This window comes from Pseudomonas sp. B21-021 (assembly GCF_024749205.1).
GTDB lineage: Bacteria > Pseudomonadota > Gammaproteobacteria > Pseudomonadales > Pseudomonadaceae > Aquipseudomonas > Aquipseudomonas paraglycinae.
Genome location: NZ_CP087192.1, coordinates 3,344,313 through 3,368,243, shown reverse-complemented (window position 1 = coordinate 3,368,243; position 23,931 = coordinate 3,344,313). Strand labels below are relative to the sequence as shown.

Below are 23,931 nucleotides of genomic sequence, written 5' to 3'. Positions count from 1 at the left end.
GTGCTCTCGGTCCGATGGCGTCCGGTCATGAGCCGAATCCTGCCCTGTTATTGCGCATGATCGAGAAATTCAACGCCGCAGCGACACACAGCCAGGCCAGATAGGGAAACAGGATCAACCCGGTGATCACATCCAGGCGCAAGGCCAGGACTACCATCGCCGCGACGACCAGCCACAGCAGCACGAGAATGACCATCGCCGCAACGATCCGCTGCGCACCGAAAAACACCGGCGTCCACAGCGTGTTCAGGGCAATCTGCGCCGCCCACAACGCCAGGACCATTTCGCTGCCGGGAATCATCGTCAAACGGTAGCCAACCCAGGCCAGCAGCAGATAGATCGTCGTCCAGGCCACCGGAAACACCCAGTTGGGTGGCGTGAATTTCGGTTTGTTGAGCTGCGCGTACCATTGGCCGGGCTTGAAGACCATGCCGGTGGTTGCGGCTGCACCGCAGGCGATCAGGAAAATCAGGAAAGTCACCATTTATCACTCCTTGGCCGCAGCCAGTCTGCTTGGGTTGCTATTTGGCTCTCGATGACATCAGGTCAATCACCCGCGCCACCAGCGTGTCGACTGCGAAGGGCTTGGTCAGCACCTGCATGCCGGGGCCGAGTTGGCCGGCGCCGATCACTGCGTTTTCTGCGTATCCGGTAATGAAAAGTGTCGTCAGGTTCGGCCGGGTCTCCCGGCCGGCGTCGGCCAGTTGCCGGCCGTTCATGCCACCCGGCAGGCCGACGTCGGTGATCAGCAAGTCAATATGCACGTTCGATTGCAACACCTTAAGCCCGGCAACGCTGTCGCCTGCTTCGAGCAGGTTGTAGCCGAGATCGCCAAGCACTTCGGTCAACAAGGCGCGCACGGTCGGTTCATCGTCCACCACCAGAATGGTCTCGTTGGCCTTGGGGGCTACGGCCGGTGCGATGTGCTGGTCATCGGGACTTTGCACGGGTTCGCCACAGTGACGCGGCAGGTAGATGCACATCGTGGTGCCCCGGTCGACTTGCGAGTGCACGCGCACCTGGCCGCCGGACTGCTTGGCGAATCCGTAGATCATCGACAGCCCGAGCCCCGTGCCCTGGCCCAGCGGCTTGGTGGTAAAGAACGGGTCGAAGGCCTTGGCGATGACATCCGCCGACATGCCGGTGCCGGTATCGCTGACGCACAGACACACATACTCTCCGCCGGGAATCTCCAGCGTGCTGGCGGTTTCGGCATCCATGGTGCGATTGGCGGTCTCGATGGTGATGCGTCCGCCATCGGGCATCGCATCGCGGGCGTTGATGCACAGGTTGAGCAATGCGTTTTCCAGCTGACTGGCATCCACCAGTGTCGGCCAGAGCTGCGGCGAGCCAATGGTTTCCAGAAGAATGCTCGGGCCCACGGTGCGCTGGATCAGTTCGGTCATGCCGGTCATCAGCATGTTGACGTCGGTGGGCCGGGGATCGAGGGTCTGGCGTCTGGAGAATGCCAGCAGGCGGTGGGTGAGGGCGGCGGCACGCTTGACCGCGCCCTGTGCGGTGACCATGTATTTGTCGACTTCGCTCAACCGGCCCTGACTGATCCGCGTCCCCATCAGTTCCAGCGCACCGGAAACGCCGGCCAGCAAATTGTTGAAGTCATGAGCCAGGCCGCCCGTCAGTTGGCCGACCGCTTCCATCTTCTGCGACTGACGCAGTTTTTCCTCCGCTTGCATCAACTCGGCGGTGCGCGCTGACACCCGCTGTTCCAGTGTGTCGTTTAGCGCACGCAAGGCGGCGATAGCCCCGTCGCGCTCTGCCTCGACGGTGCGGCGTTCCTCGACGTCAATCAGTACGCCAGGGAAGCGCAGTGGTTTGTTGTCATCGGCCCACTCAACGCGGCCGTTGGCTTCGATCCACTGGTACCTGCCGTCCGCGCGGCGCACACGGTACTGATGGGAATAGGCGCCACCGCGGCCAATGGCTTCGTCGATCGCCGTGGTCAGCCCGTCCCGATCGTCGGGGTGCACGCTGGTGATCACTTGTTCGAGACTGAGGCCTTCGCGCCCCAGACTCGGGTCGAGGTTGAACACCTGGGCGAAGCCTTCATCGATGGCAAAGCGATCGGTCAGCAGGTCCCAGTGCCAGGTGCCGATAATCGCGCCGGCGGCGAGGGCCAGTTGCACACGTTCGACGTTCTCCCGGGCAATCGCCTCACTGGCGCGCAAGCGCTCCTCGGCGTCGCGCCGTTCGGTGACGTCGTTGAACAGGATCGCGATCTGCCGGTCGGCCGGATCGCCGACCCGCACGGCGCGCACATCGAACCAGCGTTCAAAGGTATTGGCGTAATTCTCGAAGTTCGCCGGTTCCCCGGTCTTGGCCACGTGGCCGTAGGTTTCGAACCAGAAGCGTTCGAGATTGGGCGCGAATTCGGTCACCCATTTGCCGCGCAGGTTGACCCCGCACTGGCGCTCGAACGCCGGGTTGGCCTCGACGAAGTAATAGTCGACAGGCTCGTCGTTGGCGTCGAATTTGACTTTGACGATGGCAAACGCCGATTCGATGGTTTCCAGAATCGTGCTGAAGCGTTCCTCACTGCGGGCGAGCGCAGCTCTGCTGGCCTGCAGTTGGGCCGCCACATTTTGCTCAGTGTCGACTTCATTGCTCAGCAGCGCGGCGCGTAATCGCTTTACCTCGGACTCAAGTGCTTCGCGATCAAGGTGTTTGAGGGTATCCATTTCACCTGCTTTGTCAGGTTTTTCAGGGGCCGGATTCATGGGGCGGACAGGCCGGACTGGGGCAGTGGTCATCTCGAAGCGGTCTGGCTGGATGGTTGTTCATTCGTTGACCGGTGGCGTCGTCGGTAAGTTTCACGGATGGCTCCGCGCGGACGCTGATTTCAGATCGACTCCCCGTTATCCAGGCGGGCCAGCAGCATCTGGCCGCGTTGCCAAAGTGCCTCTTGCTTGGCCTGAGGCATGCGGTCGAGGTTCTTGTACATCATGGCCATGCGCTGATTGCCGCGCAGCAGCTCGCCGTGGCGCATCAGGAAATGCCAGTAGAGTGAATTGAACGGGCAGGCATTGTCCGCCGTGCTTTCGCTGACCTTGTACGCGCAACCGCGGCAGTAATCGGACATGCGATTGATGTACTGGCCGCTGGCGCAATAGGGTTTGGAACCGAGATAACCGCCATCGGCGTGCATGACCATGCCCAGCGTGTTGGGCAGCTCGACCCAGTCAAAGGCGTCCATGTAGATCGCCAGATACCACTCGCAGATCTGGCTCGGCGCGATGCCGGCGAGCAGGGCGAAGTTGCCGGTGACCATCAGCCGCTGAATGTGATGCGCGTAGGCGTGGTGCAAGCTTTGACCGATGGCGTGGCGCATGCAGTTCATTTGCGTATCGCCGGTCCAGTAGAACTCGGGCAGAGGCCGGGTGTTGCCGAACGAGTTGCCCAGCGCGTAATCAGGCATTTTCAGCCAGTACACGCCCCGCACATATTCACGCCAGCCAATCAGTTGCCGAATGAAACCTTCGGCGGCATTGAGCGCAACGCTGCCGGACCAGTACGCCGACTCCACGTCGCTGCACAACTGCCGCAGATCCAGCAGTCCGATGTTGAGCGCGGCACTGATGCGCGCATGAAACAGGAACGGCTCATCACTGGCCATGGCGTCCTGGTAATCGCCAAACCCGGCCAGACCGTAATCGAGAAAGTACGCCCAAAGAGCCTGCGCATCGGCATGGGTGACGGGATAGTTGAAGTCATCGAGCGCGCCGTAGTGCTGGCTGAAGCGCGCTTTGACCAGTGCCAATACTTCGGCGGTGATGGCGTCATTACTGAAGCGTGCCGGGTAGGGGGCTTTGACGTTTTTGGGCAGGGCCTTGCGATTGTCGGCATCGAAATTCCACGCGCCACCCACCGGCGAGCCATCGCCATTGAGCAACAACCGGCTCTTGCGGCGCATCTCCCGGTAGAAAAACTCCATGCGCAGCTGTTTCTTGCCCTCGGCCCAGGCGGCGAACTCTTCGCGACTGCACAGAAAACGCGTATCGGCGTGCCAGTGAATCGGCAAGCCGCATTCCTTCATCGAGTGCTCCAGCCGCCAGTCGCCACACTCGGTGACGTGCACTTCCTCGGCCTGCAACAGCGCTTGCCAGCGATGCAATTCACCCGGCACCGAACCGCTGTTTTCCGGATCATCCAGCCTGACGTATTCAACGCGTACACCCTGGTCTTGCAGCGACTGGGCGAAATGGCGCATGGCACTGAAGACCAGGGCAATCTTCTGTGGATGGTGGGGCACGTGGCTGGCTTCTTCCATGACCTCAACCAGCAACACCGTGTCGCGCTCGGCATCGAGTGCTTGTAAGGAAGCCAGGTCGAACGACAACTGGTCGCCCAGTACCAGGCACAAGCGGCGGGTAACGTTCATTCAATCAAACTCTGGGTTGTGCGGTTCATTGGCTTGCTTCGGTGCCCTGGCGGCGAAAGAACAAAGTCACCTGACCGACTTCCACCCCGAACTTGGACATGCTGGTGCGGTTGATCAACGTGTCCTCGTCCATCAGGTACATCCAGTCGTCCATGCTCACTTCATAGGTCGAATCGTCGACCGCCAGGTTCAGGCGATAAACCCAGTGCACGGCGTTCCCGGCAACCTGGCCCTGGGCAGCGCCGATCACATCGCCGGCGCGACCGCTCCAGCGTCCCTGGCCTTCGGGCGTCAATGTCCATACGCGGTGCTGGCGGGTGCCGTCGCTGTACAGGAAGCGCTCGTCGAGAATCAGGTTGTTGCCTTCGCGACGGCTGACGATCGTGACTTCAAAACGCTTGGTCACTTCGCCGCCGGGCTTCTGAAATATCCCCCAGGCTTTGACGGGCTGGCTGAAAAAGCGCTCCAGACTCAGTGCCGGTTGTTGATCGGCATAACGCGTGACCTCCACGTTGCTGCAGCTTGCGAGGTTGAGCATCAGTGCCAGTAACAGCAGTAATCGAGTCATTGCCTTGCTCCCTGATTGCAGGTGTTGAGGGAGAACGTACGAAGCATTTTCTTGTACGCAGTGAGGGGCGCGTACAGGGTTATGGGCGTCTCCATTAAGGTATCTCGCGAAGGAGTCTCGCGTGGGAGCGTATCCGTAGTAAAAGAAATTGTACGCAGCTAATGAGTTTGTATAGGTTTTAATCAAGATAGGCGGAAAAATGCCAGCTGACAATGAAGCGGCATTTTTTCGTGCAGAGAGGAAGACTCACTTCACAGCGTGAAGCTTTTCTTGAGTAGAGGGGGAGAGAGGCGAATATTGATCATTGCGCTGCCTGGTGCCATTGCCTGCACGCAGAAAAAGGCCCGGAGTCATCCGGGCCAGTCATGCACGTCAGCGTGAATCCGCCTTGCTGACAACTTCGGCGGATGATCTTTTCCGGCGTCTCTGAAGCCAGCTATGGAACGCATGTACGGGATGGAGGATGGCGGTCAGTACGCCAATCAGCAGGATGATGAAGAGGATGATCAGCGGGAGGCTTTCGTGCGAGAACATGGTGGGTTACTCCTGTAGTCACTATGTCGTAACCCGCAGACTAGACGCATCGAAGCCTGTTTTCGATGAATGAATGTTCATCCTTGAACGCTGCTGGTGTGCTACGGCGAATCTTCCGGGTGCATTGTCAGAATGATTTTCCCGACATTCCTTGAAGACTCCATTCGCCGGTGGCTTAAGCCAGTTGCACGGCACCGGACTGAATGCCGCGCATCCCTGGCTGCGCGGCGAGATTTTGTTCCGATACTCACGAAGCGATCGCGAGATGAACGGCGTTTTTACACAGCAAACGTAGTCCCGCGAGTATTCACAAAAAGCGAGTAGATCGAGTGACTACTTGCCATGAACAGCCTGTTCCCTTCGCGCCCCCCAAAGCACAGGTTCGGGCAGCGCTCTGGCAGCGAAATATGGCCGATGGCCTTGCCCTGTGGATTGAAAACACGCACGCCGTCGAGTTTTTCCAGATCGGCCCTGGGATCTCCATTGCCGCCCCAGCCGCACCACAGGTTGCCCGCTTCGTCGCACTTGATACCGTCGATTGCCGCGTAGTCCAGCCCCTCGATGTGCTTGCGGCGCTCGCCCAGTGTGCCGTCTTCCTTCACGGCAATGGCCCAGATCAAGCGATTGGGTTTGGCGCGACCTTCGACGACATACAGGGTTTTTTCGTCGGGACTGAAGCACAGGCCATTAGGGCCGTTAAGGTCGTCGATCACCCGAGTGACCTTTCTGCTCTCGCCGTCGATGCGGTAAACGGCGTGGGGTTGGCTCGGGGTGATTTTGTGGCCTTCGTAGTTGTTGCCGGTCTGGAATGGCGGGTCGGTAAACCAGATCGATCCGTCACTTTTGCAGACGATGTCGTTGGGCGAGTTGAAGGGCTTGCCCTCAAAGCTGTCGGCCAGCACGGTGATCGTGCCGTTGTATTCGGTGCGCGTGACGCGGCGGCCTTCGCTGGTGGTGGTAGAGCCTTCGCAGACGATAAGACGCCCCTGGCGATCCCGGCACATCCCGTTGGAGAAGTTCGAGTGTTCACGGTACACGGTGAAGGTCTCGGTGATTTCGTCCCAACGCATGATGCGATTATTGGGGATGTCGCTGACCAGCAAATAGCGGCCATCACCGACCCAGACCGGTCCTTCGGCCCAGCGCATGCCGGTGGCGAGTTTTTCAACGCTGGCGTTGAAAATACGTAGCTCGAGGAAGCTGTCGTCGAGGATATGAATCAGTGGATCCGGGTAGCGTTGACTCAATGGTTCGGCAGCTTCAGAGAGACTGGGCAACAAGGCGCTGCCGGTGGCAAGCGTGGCGGAAACAGCGAGGGACTTCTTCAGGAAGCTGCGGCGTGTATTGCCTTTTACCTGTTCGAGGTTGTCAGGCTTGGCGGACAGGGATGAGTCCATGTAGCGATCTCCGTGGTTTTATTTTTTTTTGGGAGACGCAGTAATAGCCTGTGATAGGACATCGTACAAGTGAATTATTATCCAGCTCTGGTCGGGCTTGGAGATGAAGGCCTTCGCTTCATGGTGGTGGAATCCATATAGCCTAAGCGAAGCTTTTTATGCATAAAACGAAGTTCATATTAATTTTATAGTGCGTTTTAATCTAAACAGGCTTTTCCTGATTGGAGCATTCGCACTTGAAGATCCCGACACATTTGATACTTGGCCTGGCGCTCGCCGTCAGTTGCGCTGCTGCATTCGCGGGGCCCACCCTTGATCGCGTGACGCAAAAAGGTGAGCTCACCGGTGTCCTGATGGAGAGTTACCCGCCGTTCTCTTTTCTCAATGACCAGAACCAGCTCGACGGCTTCGATGTGGATGTCGCTAAAGCTGTGGCCGAACGTCTTGGGGTCAAGCTGAAACTTGAAACGCCTTCTTGGGACGTGATTGCCGCCGGGCACTGGAACGGTCGATACGACATCTGCGTGTGCTCGATGACACCGAGCAAGGCGCGGGCCGAAGTGTTCGACTTTCCCGTGGAGTATTACCAGTCACCGGCGGTGATCGTGGTCAATGCGAAGGACAAGGACATCGTCACTGGCAAAGATTTGTCCGGCAAAAAAGTCGGTGTGATCAGTGCGTCGACCTATGAGGCCTATCTGAACAAGGATCTGGTCATTGAAGGCGCCGAAGACAAACCGTTGAGCTATCCGTTCGACAATGTCCAGATCGCGCCTTACGACAACGAAACCGTCGCCTTCCAGGATCTCGCATTGGGTACCGGCGTGCGCCTGGACGCCATGGTCACCAACCTGATCACCGCGCGTGAACGCATCGCTCAGGATCCGCGCTTCAAGATTGCCGGAGAGCCACTGTATGCCGAACCGAACGTCGTGGCGGTCGAAAAAGGCGATCCGCAATGGAATGCGAAAGTCACCGAGGTCATCGCACAACTCAAGACTGACGGCACGCTGAGCAAAATATCCCGCAAGTGGATCGGTTCTGATATCAGCCAATGACAGCCATCAACCCGCATCCGGCCAAAGCGGCTGTTACCCCGCAAAAGCAGCCGCCACTGACACGTCAGCTATTCGGTTTTCGCACGCGCCTGTATCTGACGTGGGCGGCGCTGTCGGGTCTGGGCGTGTGGTTTTTCATGCGCTTCGATCTGAAGTTTTCGATCATTCTGGAAAAGTGGCCAAACCTGGTCGGCCTGCATCTGGGGCCGAACGGATTCTTGCAGGGCGCCGCGCTGACGATATTCCTGTGTTTCTGCTCGATCTGGTTTTCGTTATTGCTGGGCTTTGTCACCGCGTTGGCCAGGCTGTCGAGCAGCGCCGTGGCGTTTGGTATCGCCAGCTTCTACGCCTCGTTCTTTCGCGGCACACCGCTGTTGATCCAGATCCTGTTGATCTATCTGGGGCTGCCGCAGCTGGGCGTGGTGCCAGGTGCAATCAGCGCCGGGATCATCGCGCTGTCGCTCAACTACGGGGCTTATCTCAGTGAGATTTTTCGTGCGGGCATTCTCGCGGTTGCCCCGGGTCAGCGCGAAGCAGCCGCCGCACTGGGTCTGAGACCGGCCGCGACGTTTATCCATATCATCCTGCCGCAAGCCATGCGCACGATCATTCCGCCGACCACCAGCCAGTTCATTTCGATGCTCAAGGACTCGTCCCTGATTTCGGTCATGGGGGTTTGGGAAGTGATGTTTCTGGCGCAGTCGTACGGGCGTTCGTCCTACCGTTACATTGAAATGCTGACCACCGCAGCCGCGATCTATTGGCTGTTATCCATCGGTCTCGAACTGATCCAGCATCGCCTCGAACGCCATTACGGCAGAGGCTTCAAGCATCAGCGCTGAGCCATTCCGTTGAATGATTTCTTGCAGGAACCACGATGTCCGATCCTAAACCTCTGCTGTTTGCACTCTATGAACAAGCCAGCGTCGGCTGCGGCGGTGCGCCGAGTCTGTGGACGCACCCGGCTGACGAACGCCTGGCGATCAACTCGCTGGGCTACTGGTCCAACCTGGCGCGGATTGCCGATCAGGCGCACCTCGATATGTTGTTCTTTGGTGATGTGCTGGGCTTCTATGACGTGTTTGGTGGCAACGCCGATGCGGCGATGAAATGGGCGGTGGAAGCGCCGGCCAACGATCCGTTGATGATCATTCCGGCGTTGGCGGCCGTGACGGAAAACCTGGCGTTTGGTGTGACGGTGACCACCAGTTATGAGCACCCGTTTACCCACGCCCGGCGCTTCAGCACGCTTGATCACCTCACCAATGGGCGAGTGGGCTGGAATATCGTCACCTCTTACCTGTCCAGCGCCGCCCGCAATTTCGGGCTGGAGCAAATGATCAAGCATGACGATCGCTATGAGCGCGCCGAAGAGTTTCTCGATGTGGTGTACAAACTTTGGGAGGGCAGTTGGGCCGACGACGCCGTGGTTGCCGACAAGGCCCGCCAGCTGTATGCCAGAGGCGACCGGGTGCGACCGATCAATCACGAGGGTGCGCACTATCGCGTGGCCGGGCCGCACCTGACCGCACCGTCCCCGCAGCGCACCCCGTTGCTGATTCAGGCGGGCTGGTCGGGACGCGGTCGAGAGTTCGCCGCCAAGCACGCGGAGCTGATCTTCATCGCTAAATCCAACCCGCAGGAAATCCGTCAGGGCCTGGAAGACATCTGGGCCCAGGCTGAGGCGCGGGGGCGTCAACGTGAAGACGTGAAATCGTTGACGGTATTGCGCATCGTCACGGCGAAAACCGAAATCGAAGCCCAGCGCAAATACGACGAGTTGCAAAGCAACTATCACTTGCAGGCACAACTGGTCAGTTACGCCGGCGACACCGGCATCGACATCAGCCGCTACGCCGACAGCGATGCACTCTCGACGCACACCGAAGGCCTGACCTCTTACGTGATGCGCCCCGATGGCAGTGGTCAGCCGCTGACGGCGGGTGACGTGAAAAAGCGCTTCGCCAGCGTCACCCGTGGCAGCGACCTGATTCTCGTCGGTACACCGCAGCAAGTCGCCGACCGCATCGAAGAACACGCGCGAATTTCCGGCACCACCGGCTACATGCTCAACCCGTTGATCAGCCCAGGCAGCCTTGAGGACTTTGTCGAACTGGTTATTCCCGAACTGCAAAAGCGTGGGCTGTATCGTACTCAGCCGCAGAGTGGCACTTTCCGTTCGCGGTTGCGGGCAGATCAGTCCAGCCACCTGCCTGCCTCGGCCTATGGGGCTTCGTTCCGCTTCGACAAGGCGCTTTATGGCTGACGCTATTTGACCGCATACACTTTGCGTACATAGCGCGTGCTTTTCCAGGCGCACGGCGCACCCCGCGCAACAAACACGCTGTCACCGGTATTGACGGTCACACTCAAACCCTCAGGCGTCTGCAACGTTACGCTGCCTTCGATCAGGTACATCAACTCATTGAGCTTGTGCGGGCGACCGTGACGTTCATAGGGCGTCGAGTCCCACACGCCGACACGCAGATCGGTTGTGGCGTCTTCGAAGGCATTACCTGACCGGCATTGCGGTGTCGGACCGATCAGAATCTGTTGCTCCGGCGCGGCGGAGGGGGACAGGTGTGCCAGCGGGTCGAGCGGGGTCAGGCCGGGCGTTGCGGCTTTGGTGGCCATGGCGCAAAACGCCCAGCGGGTGCCGGGCTGTGCTTCGATCCGCACGTCCGTGCCCCGGCCGATGACCGCGCTGGCGCCGACGGCCAGTTGCAGTGTCCGCTCCCGGGATTTCAACGTCACGTGCCCCGCATGAACCACGATCACCTCGGTGTGCGGGAAGTCCTTGATATCAAGGCTTTCGCCTGCTTCGACGATGCCTGCGGATATGCCGTCGCTCCCTGACCAGGCGATCTGACGTCCGCTCGAGAAGGGGTCTGCAGCGTTCAAGGATTGCTGCTTGAAAGGGGTGTCGACGCGACTGCCATCGGCACGAGCCAGCAGCATGATGCAAGGTTCGGACATACGGGTGACGCTCCAGGTATTGAGAGGATTTATTGAGGGGCGGCAAGCGCCAGCACGATAGTCAGCCGATGGCTTGAGTGACCAGGGCAAACTGCCGAACGCCATTGTTTGCTTGCGGTGCTGCACCGCGGGACATTTGGGCCACGGTGTCGACCTTTTTCAGGCCGGCGGCTTCCAGCCAGTCGGAAAGGCCACAATCCGCTGGAATATCAATGCGCACAAAGGCATCCGGTATCCCGGCCAGCAATGTGGCGATCAGGTGTTGGGCTTGCTCAAGGTTTTCGGCGATCAGCGGGCCGATGCAACGGCCGCGACCGAATGGGCGCAGCAGGGCGAAGGCGTGCAATTGACCGTCACGCACAATGCCCACCGAATGCTCGACGACAGAGAACAGATCGCTGAGCACCGCTCGCCGATCCAGTCCGCTCCCGGCATTGGCCAGTTCCAGCACCCGCGCATGATCCGACTCGCGCAATGGGCGGCATTCTTCACCGTCTGCCAATGGCCCGGGCACGGGGGCTTGCGCCTCGCCCTGGTGCTGCTGAATCCGGCCAAACTCAACAAAACCCTGACTGGCATACAGCGGTGCGCCGGCCACGGTTGCATTCAACATCGCCGTGCTCGACTGACAAGCCTGCAGCGCGTGGTCCATGAGCTTTCGCCCGATGCCCTGGCCCTGGTAATCGTCACTGACAATGACCAGGCCAATGGTCGTGAAATCACCTTGCGGACAGGCGAACGCAGTGCCGATCAAACGCTCTCCATCGAGTACGACAAAGCCCTTGCTGACCCGTTGCAGCATGGCCCAGTCGTCAAGTCGATGAGGCCACTTCAATTGCACGGACAGTGCATGGGCCTTGGGCAGGTCGTCGGCAGTCATCGGCCGATAGACGTAGGAAGGGAGCGGGGTGGACATGGCGATTCTCCGATCAAGAGTGTGCGCTGGCGCCGGGTTTTGCGGCGAGGTGAAGCCTGTATCCCATCTGGATGAAAGCCTGACAAGGGGGCAGGGAATATTCGGCAGATTCCGCGAAGCACGGTCCCGAAGACCACACTTACTACTTAATCCGGGCCTTGTGTCGGCAGCAAATGCTTGGGCCTTTTTACCCTATAAAAGGCTTGTACCGAGTCTCGTCGCTAGGCGCAGGATGTAGGTTCAATCGCCTCAATTCAGAACCGGGCTGACAGGCGCCGCAGCAACTGATGCCAAGGCTGCGATGGGGCGCAGTTTCTGCGGGCAACGTCGCTGTCGGAAATCAAAAGCGCCAGATAAAGGCCCATAAGTGCGCATAAACAGGGGCTTTGCCCAAGGCTGGAGCGCACCGCAAAGTCTGCTGAGTGGAATGACCAAAACGGTGATTTGTATCGAACGGAGGTCGCTTTTAACGCCATCTGCTGATTTCACGGTGTTGTAATGACGGTGTGCTGCAGCGTTGCATCGCTACTGCGCAAACCAGGCAAATGCTTGTAGCGCCATTGACCTCAACGAACTTCAGGAACGCACTCAATGAGCTTTCTTCGCCCCAAATTCATTACCTTCGACTGCTACGGAACGCTGACCAATTTCCACATGGGCACAATGACCCGCGAACTCTTCGCCGATCGCGTTCCCGCTGAGCAGATGGATCAGTTCGTCAAGGATTTCTCGGCCTATCGCCTGGACCAGGTCATGGGCGACTGGATGCCGTATGACGAGATTCTCAAGACCGCTCTGGCGCGTACCTGTAAGCGTTGGGGAATCGAATACCGCGACGAAGGCCAGTTGTATTACGACGCTGTTCCGACCTGGGGCCCGCACCCGGACGTACCGGCCGGCCTGTCGAAAATCGCCGACAAGATTCCCTTGGTGATTTTCTCCAACGCCAGCAACAGCCAGATCATGTCCAACGTCGAAAAACTCGGCGCACCTTTTCACAAAGTCTTCACGGCCGAACAGGCACAAGCCTACAAACCTCGTCTGGCGGCGTTCGAGTACATGCTCGACAACCTCAACTGCGGCCCGGAAGACATCTTGCATGTGTCCTCCAGCTTCCGTTACGACCTGATGCCGGCCCACGACATGAAGATCAAGAACAAGGCCTTCGTCGCCCGTGGTCACGAAGTACCGGGCAACGCCTTCTACAGCTACCACCAGATCCCGGACATCGGCGGTCTGGCCGGACTGGTCGGCCTGTAACGACATCCTCATTGGCAAAGGCGGGATTGAACATGGGCAGTGAATCCTACTGGCTCGACAGCGCACCGGCCTTCACCGGCGCACAGCTCGGCGGTTTGCCCGGGCAAGTCGATGTGGCCATCGTCGGTGGCGGTTTCACCGGGCTGGCGGCGGCCCGGGCCCTGGCGCTCAAGGGCGCCAGTGTGGTGGTGCTGGAAGCCGGGCGCGTGATCGGCGAGGCTTCGGGACGCAATGGCGGGCAGTGCAACACGGGGGTGGCGCAGGATTACGCCAGCCTCAGCGCCAGTCTCGGTGCCGACCGGGCGAAAGCCTATTACCAGGCTTACGAAAGTGCCGTGCAAAGCGTTGTGTCGCTGGTCGAGCAGGAGCAGATCGCCTGTGACCTGCTGCGCAACGGCAAGCTGAAACTGGCGGCAAAACCGCTGCACTACGAAGGCCTGGCCCGCACCTGCGAGCTGATCCGCAACGAAGTCGATGCCGATGTTGAATTGCTGTCGGCCGAACAGACCCGCACCGAGGTCAACTCTGCGCAGTTTCATGGCGGCCTGTTGCAGCGCAATGGCGTACAGATGCACGTCGGGCGTTTCGGCATCGGTCTGGCAGAAGCGGCGGTGCGTCACGGCGCGCTGATCCATGAGGGTACCTCGGTGCTCGACTGGAAAGCGCGGGCCGGCGGTTATCAGGTCAACACCAGCAAGGGTTCGCTGCACGCCGGGCAGGTTCTGCTGGCGACCGGTGCCTGTCAGCACGGTGGTCTGGGCTGGTATCGGCGGCGAATCGTACCGGTGGGCAGTTTCGTGATTGCCACCGAGGTCCTGCCGCGGGCGTTGATCGATCAGTTGCTGCCGGGGCGCCGCGCTTATGTCACCAGCCGAATGATCGGTAACTACTTCCGCCTGACCCCGGATAACCGTTTGCTGTTTGGCGGGCGCGCGCGGTTTGCCATGTCCGACAGTGTCAACGATGCCAAGAGCGGCAAGGTGCTGCAGGCGGCGATGGTCCAGATGTTCCCGCAACTGGCCGGCGTCAGGATCGATTACTGCTGGGGCGGCCTGGTAGACATGACCTCCGACCGTTTGCCGCGAGCCGGCCAGCACGGCGGCGTGTTCCACTCGATGGGTTACAGCGGCCACGGCGTGCAGATGTCGGTGCACATGGGGCAGGTGATGGCCGACGTGATGGCCGGCAATGCCGAGGCCAACCCCTGGCGTGAACTCGACTGGCCGGCGATCCCCGGGCATTTCGGCAAGCCGTGGTTCCTGCCTTTCGTGGGCGCCTACTACCGCTTTCAGGACTATTTGCATTGAGCTGATGTTGTGGCTTTACCGTCGTTTGCGTTTCCAGGACGTTCCGGCCAACCGGAACACTTGAGCCTTCTTAATTTCGACAGGTAGCACTGAAATGACTGATCACAAGAACGACTCACCATTGATCTCAGGCGAAGCGAGCCTGCGGGTATTCGAAGGCCTCAATCGCGGCATGTCACGCCGTCACGCGTTACAAATGCTCGGTGTGGCCGGCGTAGCGGCTGCCGGCGCCGGCAGCCTGTTTGGTGCTGCCGGCAAACTGTTGGCCGACGATACGGCGACGCCGGGCAAAGGCAAGCCCGGTGGGCGGATACGTGTCGCCGGCATGTCCAGCTCCACCGCCGACACCCTCGATCCGGCCAAAGGCGCGCTGTCCACCGATTATGTGCGGCACTACATGTTCTACAACGGCCTGACTCGTTTCGACGCGCACCTGGTGCCGCAACTGGAGCTGGCCGAACGCATCGACAACACCGACGCGACCCTGTGGACGATCACCCTGCGCAAGGACGTGACTTTCCACAACGGCAAAACCCTCAGCGCGGCCGACGTGGTGTTCTCGCTGTCACGACACAAGGATCCGCTGACCGGCTCCAAAGTCATGCCGCTGATGGAGCAGTTCGCCGAAATCAAGGCCACGGGGGCCAACGAAGTACAGATTCGCCTGACTGCACCGAACGCCGAATTGCCGTCGATTCTGGCCGTCTCGCATCTGCTGATCGTTCCCGAAGGCACCACCGACTTCAACCAGGGCATTGGCACCGGACCGTTCAAGGTCAAGGAGTTCAAACCGGGCGTACGTTCGGTGGCCGCACGCAACACCGGCTACTGGAAGCCTGGCCTGCCGTACCTCGACGAAATCGAATTCATTGCCATCGGCGACGAGCCGTCGCGGGTCAACGCGCTGCTGTCCGGCGACGTGCACATGATCAACGAGGTCAACCCGCGCTCCACCGACCGGATCAAGGCCAGCGCCAAACACCGGGTCGTTGATGCGCCATCGGGCAACTACACTGATTTGATCATCCGTCAGGATCAGTTGCCGGGTCAGAACGCCGATTTCACCCAAGCGATGAAGTACCTGCTCGATCGCGAACAGATCAAGTCGGCGGTGTTTCGCGGCTTTGCCGTGGTCGGCAACGATCATCCGATCGCGCCCGGCTCGCGCTACTACAACAGCGACCTGCCGCAAACGGTCTACGACCCCGAAAAAGCCAAGTTCCTGCTGAAAAAAGCGGGCATGGAAAACATCAGCATGGAGCTGTTTGCGTCGCCTGCCGCAACGGGTTCCGTCGATATCGCAGTGCTGTTGCAGCAGTCGGCCAAACAGGCCGGGCTCAAACTCGACGTCAAGCGCCTGCCGAGCGACGGCTACTGGTCCAACCACTGGATGAAGCACCCGATCAGCTTCGGCAACATCAACCCACGTCCGAACGCCGACGTGATGTTCTCGCAGTTCTTCCAGTCGAAGGCGCCGTGGAACGAGTCCGGCTGGAAGAACGAGCAGTTCGATCAGTTGCTGATGCTCGCCCGCGGCGAAACCGACGATGCCAAGCGCGGCAAGATGTATGCGGACATGCAGACCCTGGTGCACGACCACTGTGGCATCGGCATACCGGTGTTCATCAGCAACATCGACGGCGTCGATCAACGGATCAAGGGCTACGGCAGCAACCCGCTCGGCGGCTTCATGGGTTACATGTTCGCCGAGCAGGTCTGGCTGGACGCTTGAACAGAGCCGTCGAAATGAACGGCAAGCCAGGTTGCAGGAGGGTAGGCGATGAATAGCAACACACTGTGGTTGATCGGACGGCGGCTGGGCGCCGCGATCGTGACTTTGTTGATCGTATCGATGGTCGTGTTTGCGATCACGGCGGTACTGCCTGGAGACGCGGCACAACAATCCCTTGGCCAGTTTGCCACCCCGGAACAGGTGGCAGCGCTGCGCCTGAAACTGGGGCTCGATCAACCCGGTGTGGTGCGTTACCTGCACTGGTTGATGAGCCTGCTCAGTGGCGATATGGGCGTGTCGGTATCGAACGCGATGCCGGTTGTCGAGCTGATGGCCGGGCGCGTGCCCAACACCTTGATGCTGGCGGCCGCCACGGCGCTGGTGTCGGTGCCGGTGGCGCTGGTTCTGGGCATCGGCTCGGCGATGGGCCGGGGCGGGCGGATCGACAGTGTCTTGAGTTTCACCACCCTGGCCATGGTCGCGGTGCCAGAGTTTCTGGTGGCGACCCTCGCGGTGCTGATCTTTGCGGTAAACCTGGGCTGGTTGTCGGCGCTGTCCTATGCCAGTGACATCACTTCACCTTGGCAATTCATGCGCACTTACGCCTTGCCGGTGATGACGCTGTGCTGCGTGATCGTTGCGCAAATGGCGCGGATGACACGCGCGGCAGTGATCGACCAGCTCGACAGCCCCTACGTGGAAATGGCCCGGCTCAAAGGCGTCAGTCCGATGCGCATCGTGCTGCGTCACGCGTTGCCCAATGCCATCGGGCCGATCGCCAATGCGATTGCGCTGAGCCTGTCGTATCTGCTCGGCGGGGTGGTGATTGTCGAAACCATCTTCAACTATCCCGGCATCGCCAGCCTGATGGTCGATGCCGTGACCAACCGTGACATGGCACTGGTGCAGGCCTGCACCATGTTGTTCTGTACGGCTTATCTGGGTCTGGTGCTGATTGCCGACCTGTGCGCGATTCTGTCCAATCCGAGGCTGAGAAACCAATGAACAATCTCATTGTGAAATCGACGCCCGCAGCCCCCGATCTGTCAGCCGGCAAGGTGTCTCACGGGCCCGTATGGCTGGGACTCATCGGCGCGGCCATCTGCGTTATCTGGTTGCTGGTTGCGTTATTCGGCCCGTGGCTGGCGCCGCATCCGGTCGGCGAAGTGGTCTCGGGCAACGTGTTCGACAACATCAGCGCGGTGTACCCGTTCGGCACTGATTATCTGGGCCGCGACATGCTCAGCCGGGTGCTCGTCGGCGCGCGCTTCACCGTGGGCCTGGCGTTGATTGCGGCGGTGCTGGCCAGTGCGCTGGGCACCGGTTGTGCGCTGCTGTCGGTGGTGTCGCCGAAGTGGCTGGACGAAGTGATCAGCCGCTTGATGGACGCCTTTATCTCGATCCCGAGCAAGATGCTCGCGTTGATCATGGTTTCGGCGTTCGGCTCTTCAGTGACCCTGCTGATCAGCACGGCGGTGTTGAGCTTCGCCCCGGGCGCGTTCCGTATCGCCCGCAGCATGGCGGTGAACATCGAAGCGCTGGAGTATGTGCAGGTCGCCCGAACCCGTGGCGAGCGGCGTTTGTACATCGCCTGCGTGGAGATCCTGCCGAACATGCTCAACCCGGTGCTCACTGACCTGGGCTTGCGGTTTGGTTTCATCGTGTTGCTGCTCAGCGGCATGAGTTTTCTCGGGCTGGGCGTGCAACCGCCGGATGCCGACCTCGGTTCGCTGGTGCGGGAAAACATCGGCGGCCTCAATCAGGGCGCCCCGGCCATCGTCATCCCGGCGCTGGCCATCGGCACCCTGACCATCGGCGTGAATCTGTTTATCGACAGATTGTCGTCGCGACGTAGTCGCCGCACGGGAGGCCATTGAAATGACCCAATTGATTCGAGTTGAAGACCTGCGCGTGGTCGCTTGCGGCGAGCATGGAGAAACGGAGATCGTCAAAGGCGTGAGCTTTGCCTTGGAAGAAGGTGAAGTACTGGCGTTGATCGGCGAATCGGGCTCGGGCAAGACCACCATCGCCCTCGCTCTGTTGGGGTATGCCCGACGGGGCTGTCGGTTGTCCGGCGGCGTGGTGCAGGTCGGCGAGCACGACATGCTCGCGCTCAGCGAGCAGCAATTGCAGGGCCTGCGCGGTAATCGGGTGTCGTATATCGCGCAGAGCGCTGCGGCGGCTTTCAACCCGGCAAAGAAGCTGATCGACCAAGTGGTGGAGGGCGCCTTGATTCACGGCCTCGGCACCCGCGCCACCCTTGAGGCCAAGGCCATTGAGCTGTTCCGCGATCTGGCCCTGCCAGACCCGGATCACATCGGTCAGCGTTACCCGCACCAGGTGTCCGGGGGGCAATTGCAGCGGGTGATGGCGGCAATGGCGCTGATCAGTGATCCGTTGCTGGTCATCCTCGACGAGCCGACCACGGCGCTCGATGTGACGACCCAGATCGACGTGTTGCGTGCATTCAAGCGCGTGGTGCGTGACCGTGGCGCGACAGCGGTGTATGTGTCCCACGACCTGGCCGTGGTGGCGCAAATGGCCGATCAGATCGTCGTGCTCAATGGCGGCCAGATCTTCGAACAAAGCGCCACGGCGGCGCTGCTCAAAGGCCCGAGTCATGAATACACGCGCAGTCTGCTGGCGGCCGCGCGGCCGGACACGACCATCCGCCCACCTTGCGGTATTGCCGAAGAAACTCCGCTGCTGACCATTCGCGGCCTGACCGCCGGTTACGGCAACAAGAACACCCAGGGCATGCCGGCCATTCGTGTACTGGAAGACATTGATCTGACCGTGCGCCGGGGCCAGGCGATTGGCGTGATCGGCGAGTCGGGTTCGGGCAAGTCAACACTGGCCCGCGTGGTGGCCGGCTTGCTCACGCCAGCATTGGGCGGGCTGACCTTCGACGGGCAACCGCTGGGCGGTTGTCTGTCCGAACGCACCGACGAGCAATTCCGGCGGATCCAGATGGTGTTCCAGAACGCCGACACGGCGCTCAATCCGATGCATACCATCAGCACGATTCTGAGTCGGCCGCTGAAGATGTATTTCAACCTCAAAGGCGCGGCGTTGCGCGAGCGCATCGGCGAATTGCTGGATCTGGTGCGCCTGCCGCGAGCCCTGGCCGAACGTCGTCCGAACGAGTTGTCCGGCGGGCAAAAGCAGCGGGTGAACCTGGCGCGGGCCCTGGCGGCCAAACCCGATCTGATCCTCTGCGATGAAGTGACCTCGGCGCTGGACACCGTGGTCGGTGCAGCGATTCTTGAATTGCTCCGCGATTTGCGTCAGCAGCTCGGCGTGTCCTACCTGTTCATCAGTCATGACATCTCCACCGTACGCGCGCTGTGCGATGACGTGGTGGTGATGTACAGCGGCCACAAGGTTCAGGCCGGCAGCCGCCAGTCATTTGCGCAGGCACCGTACCATCCTTACACCGATCTGTTGATTCACTCGGTGCCGGAGCTGCGCCAGGGCTGGCTGGAAACCTGCGGGACGACTTGCGGTGAACTGCCGCCCATCGGGCCCAAAGCCAATGTCGCCGAGCTGTGCACCTTCCTCAATCGCTGCCCGGTGCGCGTCGATGGCCTGTGCAACCGTACTGCACCCGAGCGCCGAATCATCGACGGTGGCAGTGAAATTCTCTGCCACCACGACAGCGTCGAACTGCTGAAAACCCAGCGGGACGTGACCACCTTGAATCAGGGAGCCTATGCATGAGTGCTCGTTTTGTGAGACTGGCCGAGCAGGGCCGGGTGACCGTCGGGTTGACCGTGGATGGCGTGCCCATCAAGGCGTTGCAGGGCGACACACTGATGGTCGCATTGCTCACTCAGGGCAATGCGTTGCGCCAGTCGGAATTCGATTCCGGTCGACGTGCCGGGTTCTGCCTGATGGGTGCCTGCCAGGATTGCTGGGTGTGGACGCGCAGCGGCGAACGTCTGCGTGCGTGCTCCAGTGAAGTCCGTGAAGGGCTGGATCTCGTCACCACACAACCGGAGGCGACATGGCCACTGCACGGGTAGTTATCGTCGGCGCTGGCCCTGCGGGGATTCGCTGCGCCGAGACGTTGGTGAAGGCCGGCTTCAAACCGGTCCTGATCGATGAAAATCGCCGCGACGGCGGCCAGATCTATCGTCGCCAACCCGAAGGTTTCACCCGCGACTACCGCGCGCTGTACGGCACTGAAGCGGCCAAGGCGCGCGACCTGCACGAGAGTTTCGAGCGCTTGCGCCCACACATCGATTACCGTCCCGACACGTTGGTGTGGAATCTGGTGCCCAGGCAGTTGAGCTGCGTCAGTCAGGGTCACCATACGACGGTGGACTTCGACGCGCTGATCCTGTGCACCGGCGCCACGGACCGTTTGATGCCCGTTGAAGGCTGGCAGCTGGCGGGCACCTACAGCCTCGGCGGGGCGCAGATCGCGCTCAAGTCGCAGGCGGTTTCCATCGGCCATCGCGTGGTGTTCATGGGCAGTGGTCCACTGCTGTATCTGGTGGCCAGCCAGTACGTGAAGGCCGGCGCCAACGTCGCCGCGGTGCTTGATACATCGCCGATGAGCAAGCGCATCGTTGCGCTGCCGAAGATGCTCGCGCGGCCCGGGGTGTTGCTCACCGGGATGAAGCTGTTGGCGCAGTTGTATCAGGCGAAAATTCCCGTACACCTGGGGATCAAGCCGGAGCAGATATCGGGAGATGCCACCCACGGCGTCAGTGGCGTGCGCGTGCGCTCAGCCAAGGGCGAGACCCTGGACATCGATTGCGATGCCGTGGCCCTGGGGTATCACTTGCGTCCGGAAACCCAGCTGGCCGATCTGGCCGGGTGTCGCATGCGTTTTGATGAAGCGTCCGGCCAATGGTGGCTGGCGCTTGATGAGGAGGGCCGCACTTCGGTCAGCGGTGTGTATGCCGCCGGCGACGGCGCAAAGATTCGCGGTGCCGATGCGGCTGAACATGCCGGACGTCTGGTGGCGATGGCGCTGCTGGAGGATCAGCAACAACCGGTGGATGCCGGTTTGCGCGCAGAGCAACGGCGTGCACTGGCGGTGATGGATCAGTTCCGCCTCGGTCTGGCGCAGGCATTTCCCTGGCCCGCCGAACAGGCCGGGGCCTTGCCGGATTCGGCGATCGTCTGTCGCTGCGAGATGATCAGCGCGGGCGAACTGCGCCGTACGGTCAGTGAAAAGGGCGCGTGTGAAGTCAATCGGGCCAAAGCCTTCAGTCGGGTCGGCATGGGCCGTTGCCAGGGACGCTACTGCTCGCAGGCCGGCGCCGAAGTGATTGCCGCCGCGGCCGGCGTCAGTGTTCAGCAGGTCGGCCGCCAACGCGGTCAGGCCCCCGTCAAACCGTTGCCGATGGTCATCATCGAGGAGCCGTCATGAACCCGCAGAAAAGTGATGTATTGATTATCGGCGGCGGCATCATGGGTGCGGCGTCAGCGTTTTTTCTGCGCCAGCGTGGGCACTCCGTGACCCTGCTCGAGCGCGACCAGATTGGCCAATACGCCAGCGGCGTCAATTTCGGTAACGTACGGCGTCAGGGCCGTTATCTGGGGCAACTGGAATTGGCCAACCGTTCGTTTGCGCTGTGGAAGCGCTTGCCGGAGCTGATTGACGACGATCTGGAGTTCATCGCCAGCGGCCACATGCGCGTGTGTTACCGCGAAGACGAAATTGCCGAGCTCGAAGCGTATGCCGCTGCACCGGAAGCGGCGCAACTGGATCTGCAGGTCTATCGCGGCGCTGAACTGCATCGGCGCTTTCCGTTTCTGGGGCCGGACGTGAAGGGGGGCTCCTACGCGCCGCATGACGGTCACGCCAACCCGCGTCTGGCGGCGCCGGCATTTGCCCGGGCGGCGCGGCGAATCGGTGCGCGTATCGAAGAACAGACCGAAGTGGCCCAGGTGCAGAAAACCGCAGGCGAGTTCAGCGTCACCACCACCGATGGCCGGCAATATCGCGCCGCACAACTGCTGATCACCGCCGGCGCCTGGGGCGAGAAACTGTCCGCGCAGTTCGGCGAACCGGTTCCGCTGGACACCCATGGCCCGCAGATGGCGGTGACGGAACCGGTGCCATACGCCTTGCCGACGGTGATTGGGGTGTTCACCAAAATCCCTGAGGAAGTCATTTATTTCCGGCAGATTCCGCGCGGCAACATCATCATTGGCGGCGGCTATCGCAGCAAACCGGACATGCTCAATCGCCGCGCTTATGTCGAGCCGCGCAGCATCCTCAACCAGATCCGGCAAATGCGCCGACTGCTGCCGGGTGTCGGCAATCTGAACATCATCCGGGTCTGGAGCGGCATCGAAAGCTATCTGCCGGACTCGCTGCCGATCATGGGGCCAAGCGGTACGGTCGATGGCCTGTATTACGCGTTCGGCTTCTGTGGTCATGGCTTCCAGTTGGGGCCGGGCGTCGGTGACGTCATGGCTGAGCTGATCAGCACCGGCAGCACTTCCACGTTGATCGAACCCTTTTCCATACGCCGGTTCGCCCCCTTGGCCGAACAACGGAGCAAAGCCTCATGAAACCCCGTGTACTGGAGATTCTCAAACGATTGATTGCGTTCGATACCGTGTCGTCGGAATCGAACATGGCGTTGATCGAGTACGTTCGCGAGTTGCTGCTGAGCAAGGGCATCGAGTCGCTGATCGTCAAGGACGAAAGCGGCAAGAAGGCCAATCTGTTTGCCAGTACCGGTCCGAAAGACCAACCGGGCATTCTGCTGTCCGGGCACACCGACGTGGTGCCAGCAGCGGGGCAGGCGTGGACGGTTCCACCGTTTCAGGTGACGGAGCAGAACGGGCGGATTTACGGGCGCGGCAGTTGCGACATGAAAGGCTTTATCGCGCTGGCCATCGACGCGATGCTTGAGGCTGCTGAACATTCCCTCAGCCGTCCGCTGCAGCTGGCGCTGTCACACGACGAGGAAATCGGCTGCGTTGGCGTGCGGCGTTTGCTCGATGTGCTGCACCTGGCGCCGGTGCGGCCGTTTCTGTGCCTGATCGGCGAACCGACCAACATGCAGTTTGTGCTGGGGCACAAGGGCAAGGGCTCGTACCGTACCTATTGTCGGGGGCTGGAGGCGCATTCTTCGCTGGCGCCGCGCTCGGTCAACGCAATCCACGTGGCCTGCGATTTCATTGCAGCGTTGCGTGAATCCCAGCGTCAACTGCAGGAGCAGGGCGCCCGGGATGCCGATTACGACGTGCCTTACACCACCGTGCACGTGGGCCAGATCGGCGGTGGCCGGGCGCTGAATATCGTGCCGAATCTGTGCACGGTGGATTTTGAAGTGCGCAATTTGCCGGCCGATGATCTGGAACAGATCCTCGCGCAGATGCAGGAGCGTGCCGAGGTGATCGTGCGCGAGGCGCAGAAGCTCTCGAGCGTGGCGGCCATCGAGATTGAAACGGTCAACGTCTACCCCGGACTGGACACCCACCCGAGCGTCGAAGCGGTACGGTTCCTGAAAAATTTCGCGGCGCCGGATACCGCGACGTCCAAGGTTTCGTTCGGTACGGAAGGCGGGTTGTTCAAGCAGCGTCTGGATGTGCCGGTGGTTGTCTGCGGGCCAGGTTCGATCGAGCAGGCGCACAAGCCCGACGAGTTTATCGAGATCAGTCAGATGGAGGCGGGGGAGCGCTTTCTGGAGGGTTTGCTCGGTTCGCTGAAACGATAGAAAACAGCAGTTCTGCTGTTCCACCGCCAATTTCAGCAGCCGACACTGTCCGCTACGCGCTTTCAGCATCCTCATCCGTCGAGTCTCCCTAGACTGGAA

General features: G+C 60.7%; 21 protein-coding genes. 13 read left to right on the top strand and 8 right to left on the bottom strand.

The window, feature by feature from the left end; genetic code table 11:
• Window positions 1–25 precede the first annotated feature (25 nt).
• From tspO to LOY31_RS14930, 6 genes are all read right to left on the bottom strand, one after another.
• Window positions 26–484, bottom strand: coding sequence for a tryptophan-rich sensory protein TspO (tspO, locus tag LOY31_RS14955; RefSeq protein WP_221534949.1), 459 nt, complete (start codon window positions 482–484; stop codon window positions 26–28).
• A gap of 37 nt (window positions 485–521) precedes the next feature.
• Entirely contained in the window at window positions 522–2,696 is a 2,175-nt protein-coding gene (locus tag LOY31_RS14950; RefSeq protein ID WP_258711750.1) for a hybrid sensor histidine kinase/response regulator, read from the bottom strand.
• A 161-nt stretch (window positions 2,697–2,857) separates the two neighbouring features.
• Complete coding sequence (locus tag LOY31_RS14945) at window positions 2,858–4,396, bottom strand: cryptochrome/photolyase family protein (RefSeq protein WP_258711749.1); 1,539 nt, start codon at window positions 4,394–4,396, stop codon at window positions 2,858–2,860.
• 25 nt (window positions 4,397–4,421) lie between these two features.
• A complete protein-coding gene (locus tag LOY31_RS14940) occupies window positions 4,422–4,964 on the bottom strand; it encodes a DUF3833 domain-containing protein (RefSeq protein ID WP_258711748.1) in 543 nt (180 codons plus the stop codon).
• A gap of 372 nt (window positions 4,965–5,336) precedes the next feature.
• Complete coding sequence (locus tag LOY31_RS14935) at window positions 5,337–5,498, bottom strand: hypothetical protein (RefSeq protein ID WP_164872148.1); 162 nt, start codon at window positions 5,496–5,498, stop codon at window positions 5,337–5,339.
• Between the two features lie 278 nt (window positions 5,499–5,776).
• Window positions 5,777–6,895 carry an SMP-30/gluconolactonase/LRE family protein gene (locus LOY31_RS14930; RefSeq protein ID WP_085603566.1) on the bottom strand — a complete coding sequence of 373 codons (1,119 nt, stop codon included), beginning with the start codon at window positions 6,893–6,895 and terminating at the stop codon, window positions 5,777–5,779.
• Between the two features lie 236 nt (window positions 6,896–7,131).
• Between LOY31_RS14930 and LOY31_RS14925 the strand changes: the two genes are divergently transcribed.
• The 3 genes from LOY31_RS14925 to LOY31_RS14915 are packed head-to-tail and all read left to right on the top strand — an operon-like array spanning window position 7,132 to window position 10,219.
• Entirely contained in the window at window positions 7,132–7,953 is an 822-nt protein-coding gene (locus tag LOY31_RS14925) for an ABC transporter substrate-binding protein (protein ID WP_258711747.1), read from the top strand.
• Window positions 7,950–8,795: an amino acid ABC transporter permease gene (locus LOY31_RS14920; protein WP_011334213.1), complete on the top strand. Its 846-nt coding sequence runs from the start codon at window positions 7,950–7,952 to the stop codon at window positions 8,793–8,795. Before LOY31_RS14925 ends, LOY31_RS14920 begins: the two co-directional genes overlap by 4 nt.
• A gap of 35 nt (window positions 8,796–8,830) precedes the next feature.
• Window positions 8,831–10,219: an LLM class flavin-dependent oxidoreductase gene (locus tag LOY31_RS14915; RefSeq protein WP_258711746.1), complete on the top strand. Its 1,389-nt coding sequence runs from the start codon at window positions 8,831–8,833 to the stop codon at window positions 10,217–10,219.
• 2 nt (window positions 10,220–10,221) lie between these two features.
• Here the strand turns inward: LOY31_RS14915 and LOY31_RS14910 are convergent, their stop codons facing one another.
• Together LOY31_RS14910 and LOY31_RS14905 are read right to left on the bottom strand one after the other, a co-directional pair.
• Window positions 10,222–10,929: a cupin domain-containing protein gene (locus tag LOY31_RS14910; protein ID WP_258711745.1), complete on the bottom strand. Its 708-nt coding sequence runs from the start codon at window positions 10,927–10,929 to the stop codon at window positions 10,222–10,224.
• A 61-nt stretch (window positions 10,930–10,990) separates the two neighbouring features.
• A complete protein-coding gene (locus tag LOY31_RS14905; RefSeq protein ID WP_258711744.1) occupies window positions 10,991–11,845 on the bottom strand; it encodes a GNAT family N-acetyltransferase in 855 nt (284 codons plus the stop codon).
• Between the two features lie 591 nt (window positions 11,846–12,436).
• On the opposite strand from LOY31_RS14905, the gene LOY31_RS14900 reads away from it, so the two are divergent.
• The 10 genes from LOY31_RS14900 to argE all read left to right on the top strand — a co-directional run bounded on the left by LOY31_RS14900 (window position 12,437) and on the right by argE (window position 23,832).
• On the top strand, window positions 12,437–13,105 hold the full coding sequence (locus LOY31_RS14900; protein WP_085603584.1) for a haloacid dehalogenase type II: 669 nt from the start codon (window positions 12,437–12,439) through the stop codon (window positions 13,103–13,105).
• Window positions 13,106–13,137: 32 nt separating this feature from the next.
• Entirely contained in the window at window positions 13,138–14,412 is a 1,275-nt protein-coding gene (locus tag LOY31_RS14895) for an FAD-binding oxidoreductase (protein WP_085603587.1), read from the top strand.
• A 94-nt stretch (window positions 14,413–14,506) separates the two neighbouring features.
• Window positions 14,507–16,144, top strand: coding sequence for an ABC transporter substrate-binding protein (locus tag LOY31_RS14890; protein ID WP_085745637.1), 1,638 nt, complete (start codon window positions 14,507–14,509; stop codon window positions 16,142–16,144).
• Between the two features lie 48 nt (window positions 16,145–16,192).
• Entirely contained in the window at window positions 16,193–17,149 is a 957-nt protein-coding gene (locus LOY31_RS14885; protein WP_085603594.1) for an ABC transporter permease, read from the top strand.
• Window positions 17,146–18,021, top strand: a complete 876-nt coding sequence (locus LOY31_RS14880; protein WP_085603597.1) for an ABC transporter permease — start codon at window positions 17,146–17,148, stop codon at window positions 18,019–18,021. Before LOY31_RS14885 ends, LOY31_RS14880 begins: the two co-directional genes overlap by 4 nt.
• A 1-nt stretch (window position 18,022) precedes the next feature.
• The gene (locus LOY31_RS14875; protein ID WP_258711743.1) at window positions 18,023–19,864 is read left to right on the top strand and encodes an ABC transporter ATP-binding protein; all 1,842 of its coding nucleotides are present in this window, start codon (window positions 18,023–18,025) and stop codon (window positions 19,862–19,864) included.
• Entirely contained in the window at window positions 19,861–20,169 is a 309-nt protein-coding gene (locus LOY31_RS14870; protein WP_085603604.1) for a (2Fe-2S)-binding protein, read from the top strand. Before LOY31_RS14875 ends, LOY31_RS14870 begins: the two co-directional genes overlap by 4 nt.
• Window positions 20,151–21,527 (top strand): NAD(P)/FAD-dependent oxidoreductase, encoded by a 1,377-nt coding sequence (locus LOY31_RS14865; protein WP_258711742.1) that lies wholly within the window; start codon window positions 20,151–20,153, stop codon window positions 21,525–21,527. The genes LOY31_RS14870 and LOY31_RS14865 overlap by 19 nt, the downstream gene beginning before the upstream one ends.
• A complete protein-coding gene (locus LOY31_RS14860; RefSeq protein ID WP_127798195.1) occupies window positions 21,524–22,678 on the top strand; it encodes an FAD-binding oxidoreductase in 1,155 nt (384 codons plus the stop codon). The genes LOY31_RS14865 and LOY31_RS14860 overlap by 4 nt, the downstream gene beginning before the upstream one ends.
• Entirely contained in the window at window positions 22,675–23,832 is a 1,158-nt protein-coding gene (gene argE / locus LOY31_RS14855; protein WP_221533245.1) for an acetylornithine deacetylase, read from the top strand. Before LOY31_RS14860 ends, argE begins: the two co-directional genes overlap by 4 nt.
• The last annotated feature ends 99 nt before the right edge of the window (window positions 23,833–23,931 follow it).

Excerpts from the sequence above, each read along its gene's own strand:
- LOY31_RS14950 (WP_258711750.1), bottom strand. The coding sequence starts at position 2,696 with ATGGATACCCTCAAACACCTTGATCGCGAAGCACTTGAGTCCGAGGTA.
- LOY31_RS14920 (WP_011334213.1), top strand. The coding sequence starts at position 7,950 with ATGACAGCCATCAACCCGCATCCGGCCAAAGCGGCTGTTACCCCGCAA.
- LOY31_RS14945 (WP_258711749.1), bottom strand. The coding sequence starts at position 4,396 with ATGAACGTTACCCGCCGCTTGTGCCTGGTACTGGGCGACCAGTTGTCG.
- argE (WP_221533245.1), top strand. The coding sequence starts at position 22,675 with ATGAAACCCCGTGTACTGGAGATTCTCAAACGATTGATTGCGTTCGAT.
- LOY31_RS14900 (WP_085603584.1), top strand. The coding sequence starts at position 12,437 with ATGAGCTTTCTTCGCCCCAAATTCATTACCTTCGACTGCTACGGAACG.
- LOY31_RS14870 (WP_085603604.1), top strand. The coding sequence starts at position 19,861 with ATGAGTGCTCGTTTTGTGAGACTGGCCGAGCAGGGCCGGGTGACCGTC.
- LOY31_RS14860 (WP_127798195.1), top strand. The coding sequence starts at position 21,524 with ATGAACCCGCAGAAAAGTGATGTATTGATTATCGGCGGCGGCATCATG.
- LOY31_RS14895 (WP_085603587.1), top strand. The coding sequence starts at position 13,138 with ATGGGCAGTGAATCCTACTGGCTCGACAGCGCACCGGCCTTCACCGGC.
- LOY31_RS14905 (WP_258711744.1), bottom strand. The coding sequence starts at position 11,845 with ATGTCCACCCCGCTCCCTTCCTACGTCTATCGGCCGATGACTGCCGAC.
- LOY31_RS14930 (WP_085603566.1), bottom strand. The coding sequence starts at position 6,895 with ATGGACTCATCCCTGTCCGCCAAGCCTGACAACCTCGAACAGGTAAAA.
- LOY31_RS14910 (WP_258711745.1), bottom strand. The coding sequence starts at position 10,929 with ATGTCCGAACCTTGCATCATGCTGCTGGCTCGTGCCGATGGCAGTCGC.
- LOY31_RS14880 (WP_085603597.1), top strand. The coding sequence starts at position 17,146 with ATGAACAATCTCATTGTGAAATCGACGCCCGCAGCCCCCGATCTGTCA.
- LOY31_RS14935 (WP_164872148.1), bottom strand. The coding sequence starts at position 5,498 with ATGTTCTCGCACGAAAGCCTCCCGCTGATCATCCTCTTCATCATCCTG.
- LOY31_RS14940 (WP_258711748.1), bottom strand. The coding sequence starts at position 4,964 with ATGACTCGATTACTGCTGTTACTGGCACTGATGCTCAACCTCGCAAGC.
- tspO (WP_221534949.1), bottom strand. The coding sequence starts at position 484 with ATGGTGACTTTCCTGATTTTCCTGATCGCCTGCGGTGCAGCCGCAACC.
- LOY31_RS14875 (WP_258711743.1), top strand. The coding sequence starts at position 18,023 with ATGACCCAATTGATTCGAGTTGAAGACCTGCGCGTGGTCGCTTGCGGC.
- LOY31_RS14885 (WP_085603594.1), top strand. The coding sequence starts at position 16,193 with ATGAATAGCAACACACTGTGGTTGATCGGACGGCGGCTGGGCGCCGCG.
- LOY31_RS14865 (WP_258711742.1), top strand. The coding sequence starts at position 20,151 with ATGGCCACTGCACGGGTAGTTATCGTCGGCGCTGGCCCTGCGGGGATT.
- LOY31_RS14915 (WP_258711746.1), top strand. The coding sequence starts at position 8,831 with ATGTCCGATCCTAAACCTCTGCTGTTTGCACTCTATGAACAAGCCAGC.
- LOY31_RS14890 (WP_085745637.1), top strand. The coding sequence starts at position 14,507 with ATGACTGATCACAAGAACGACTCACCATTGATCTCAGGCGAAGCGAGC.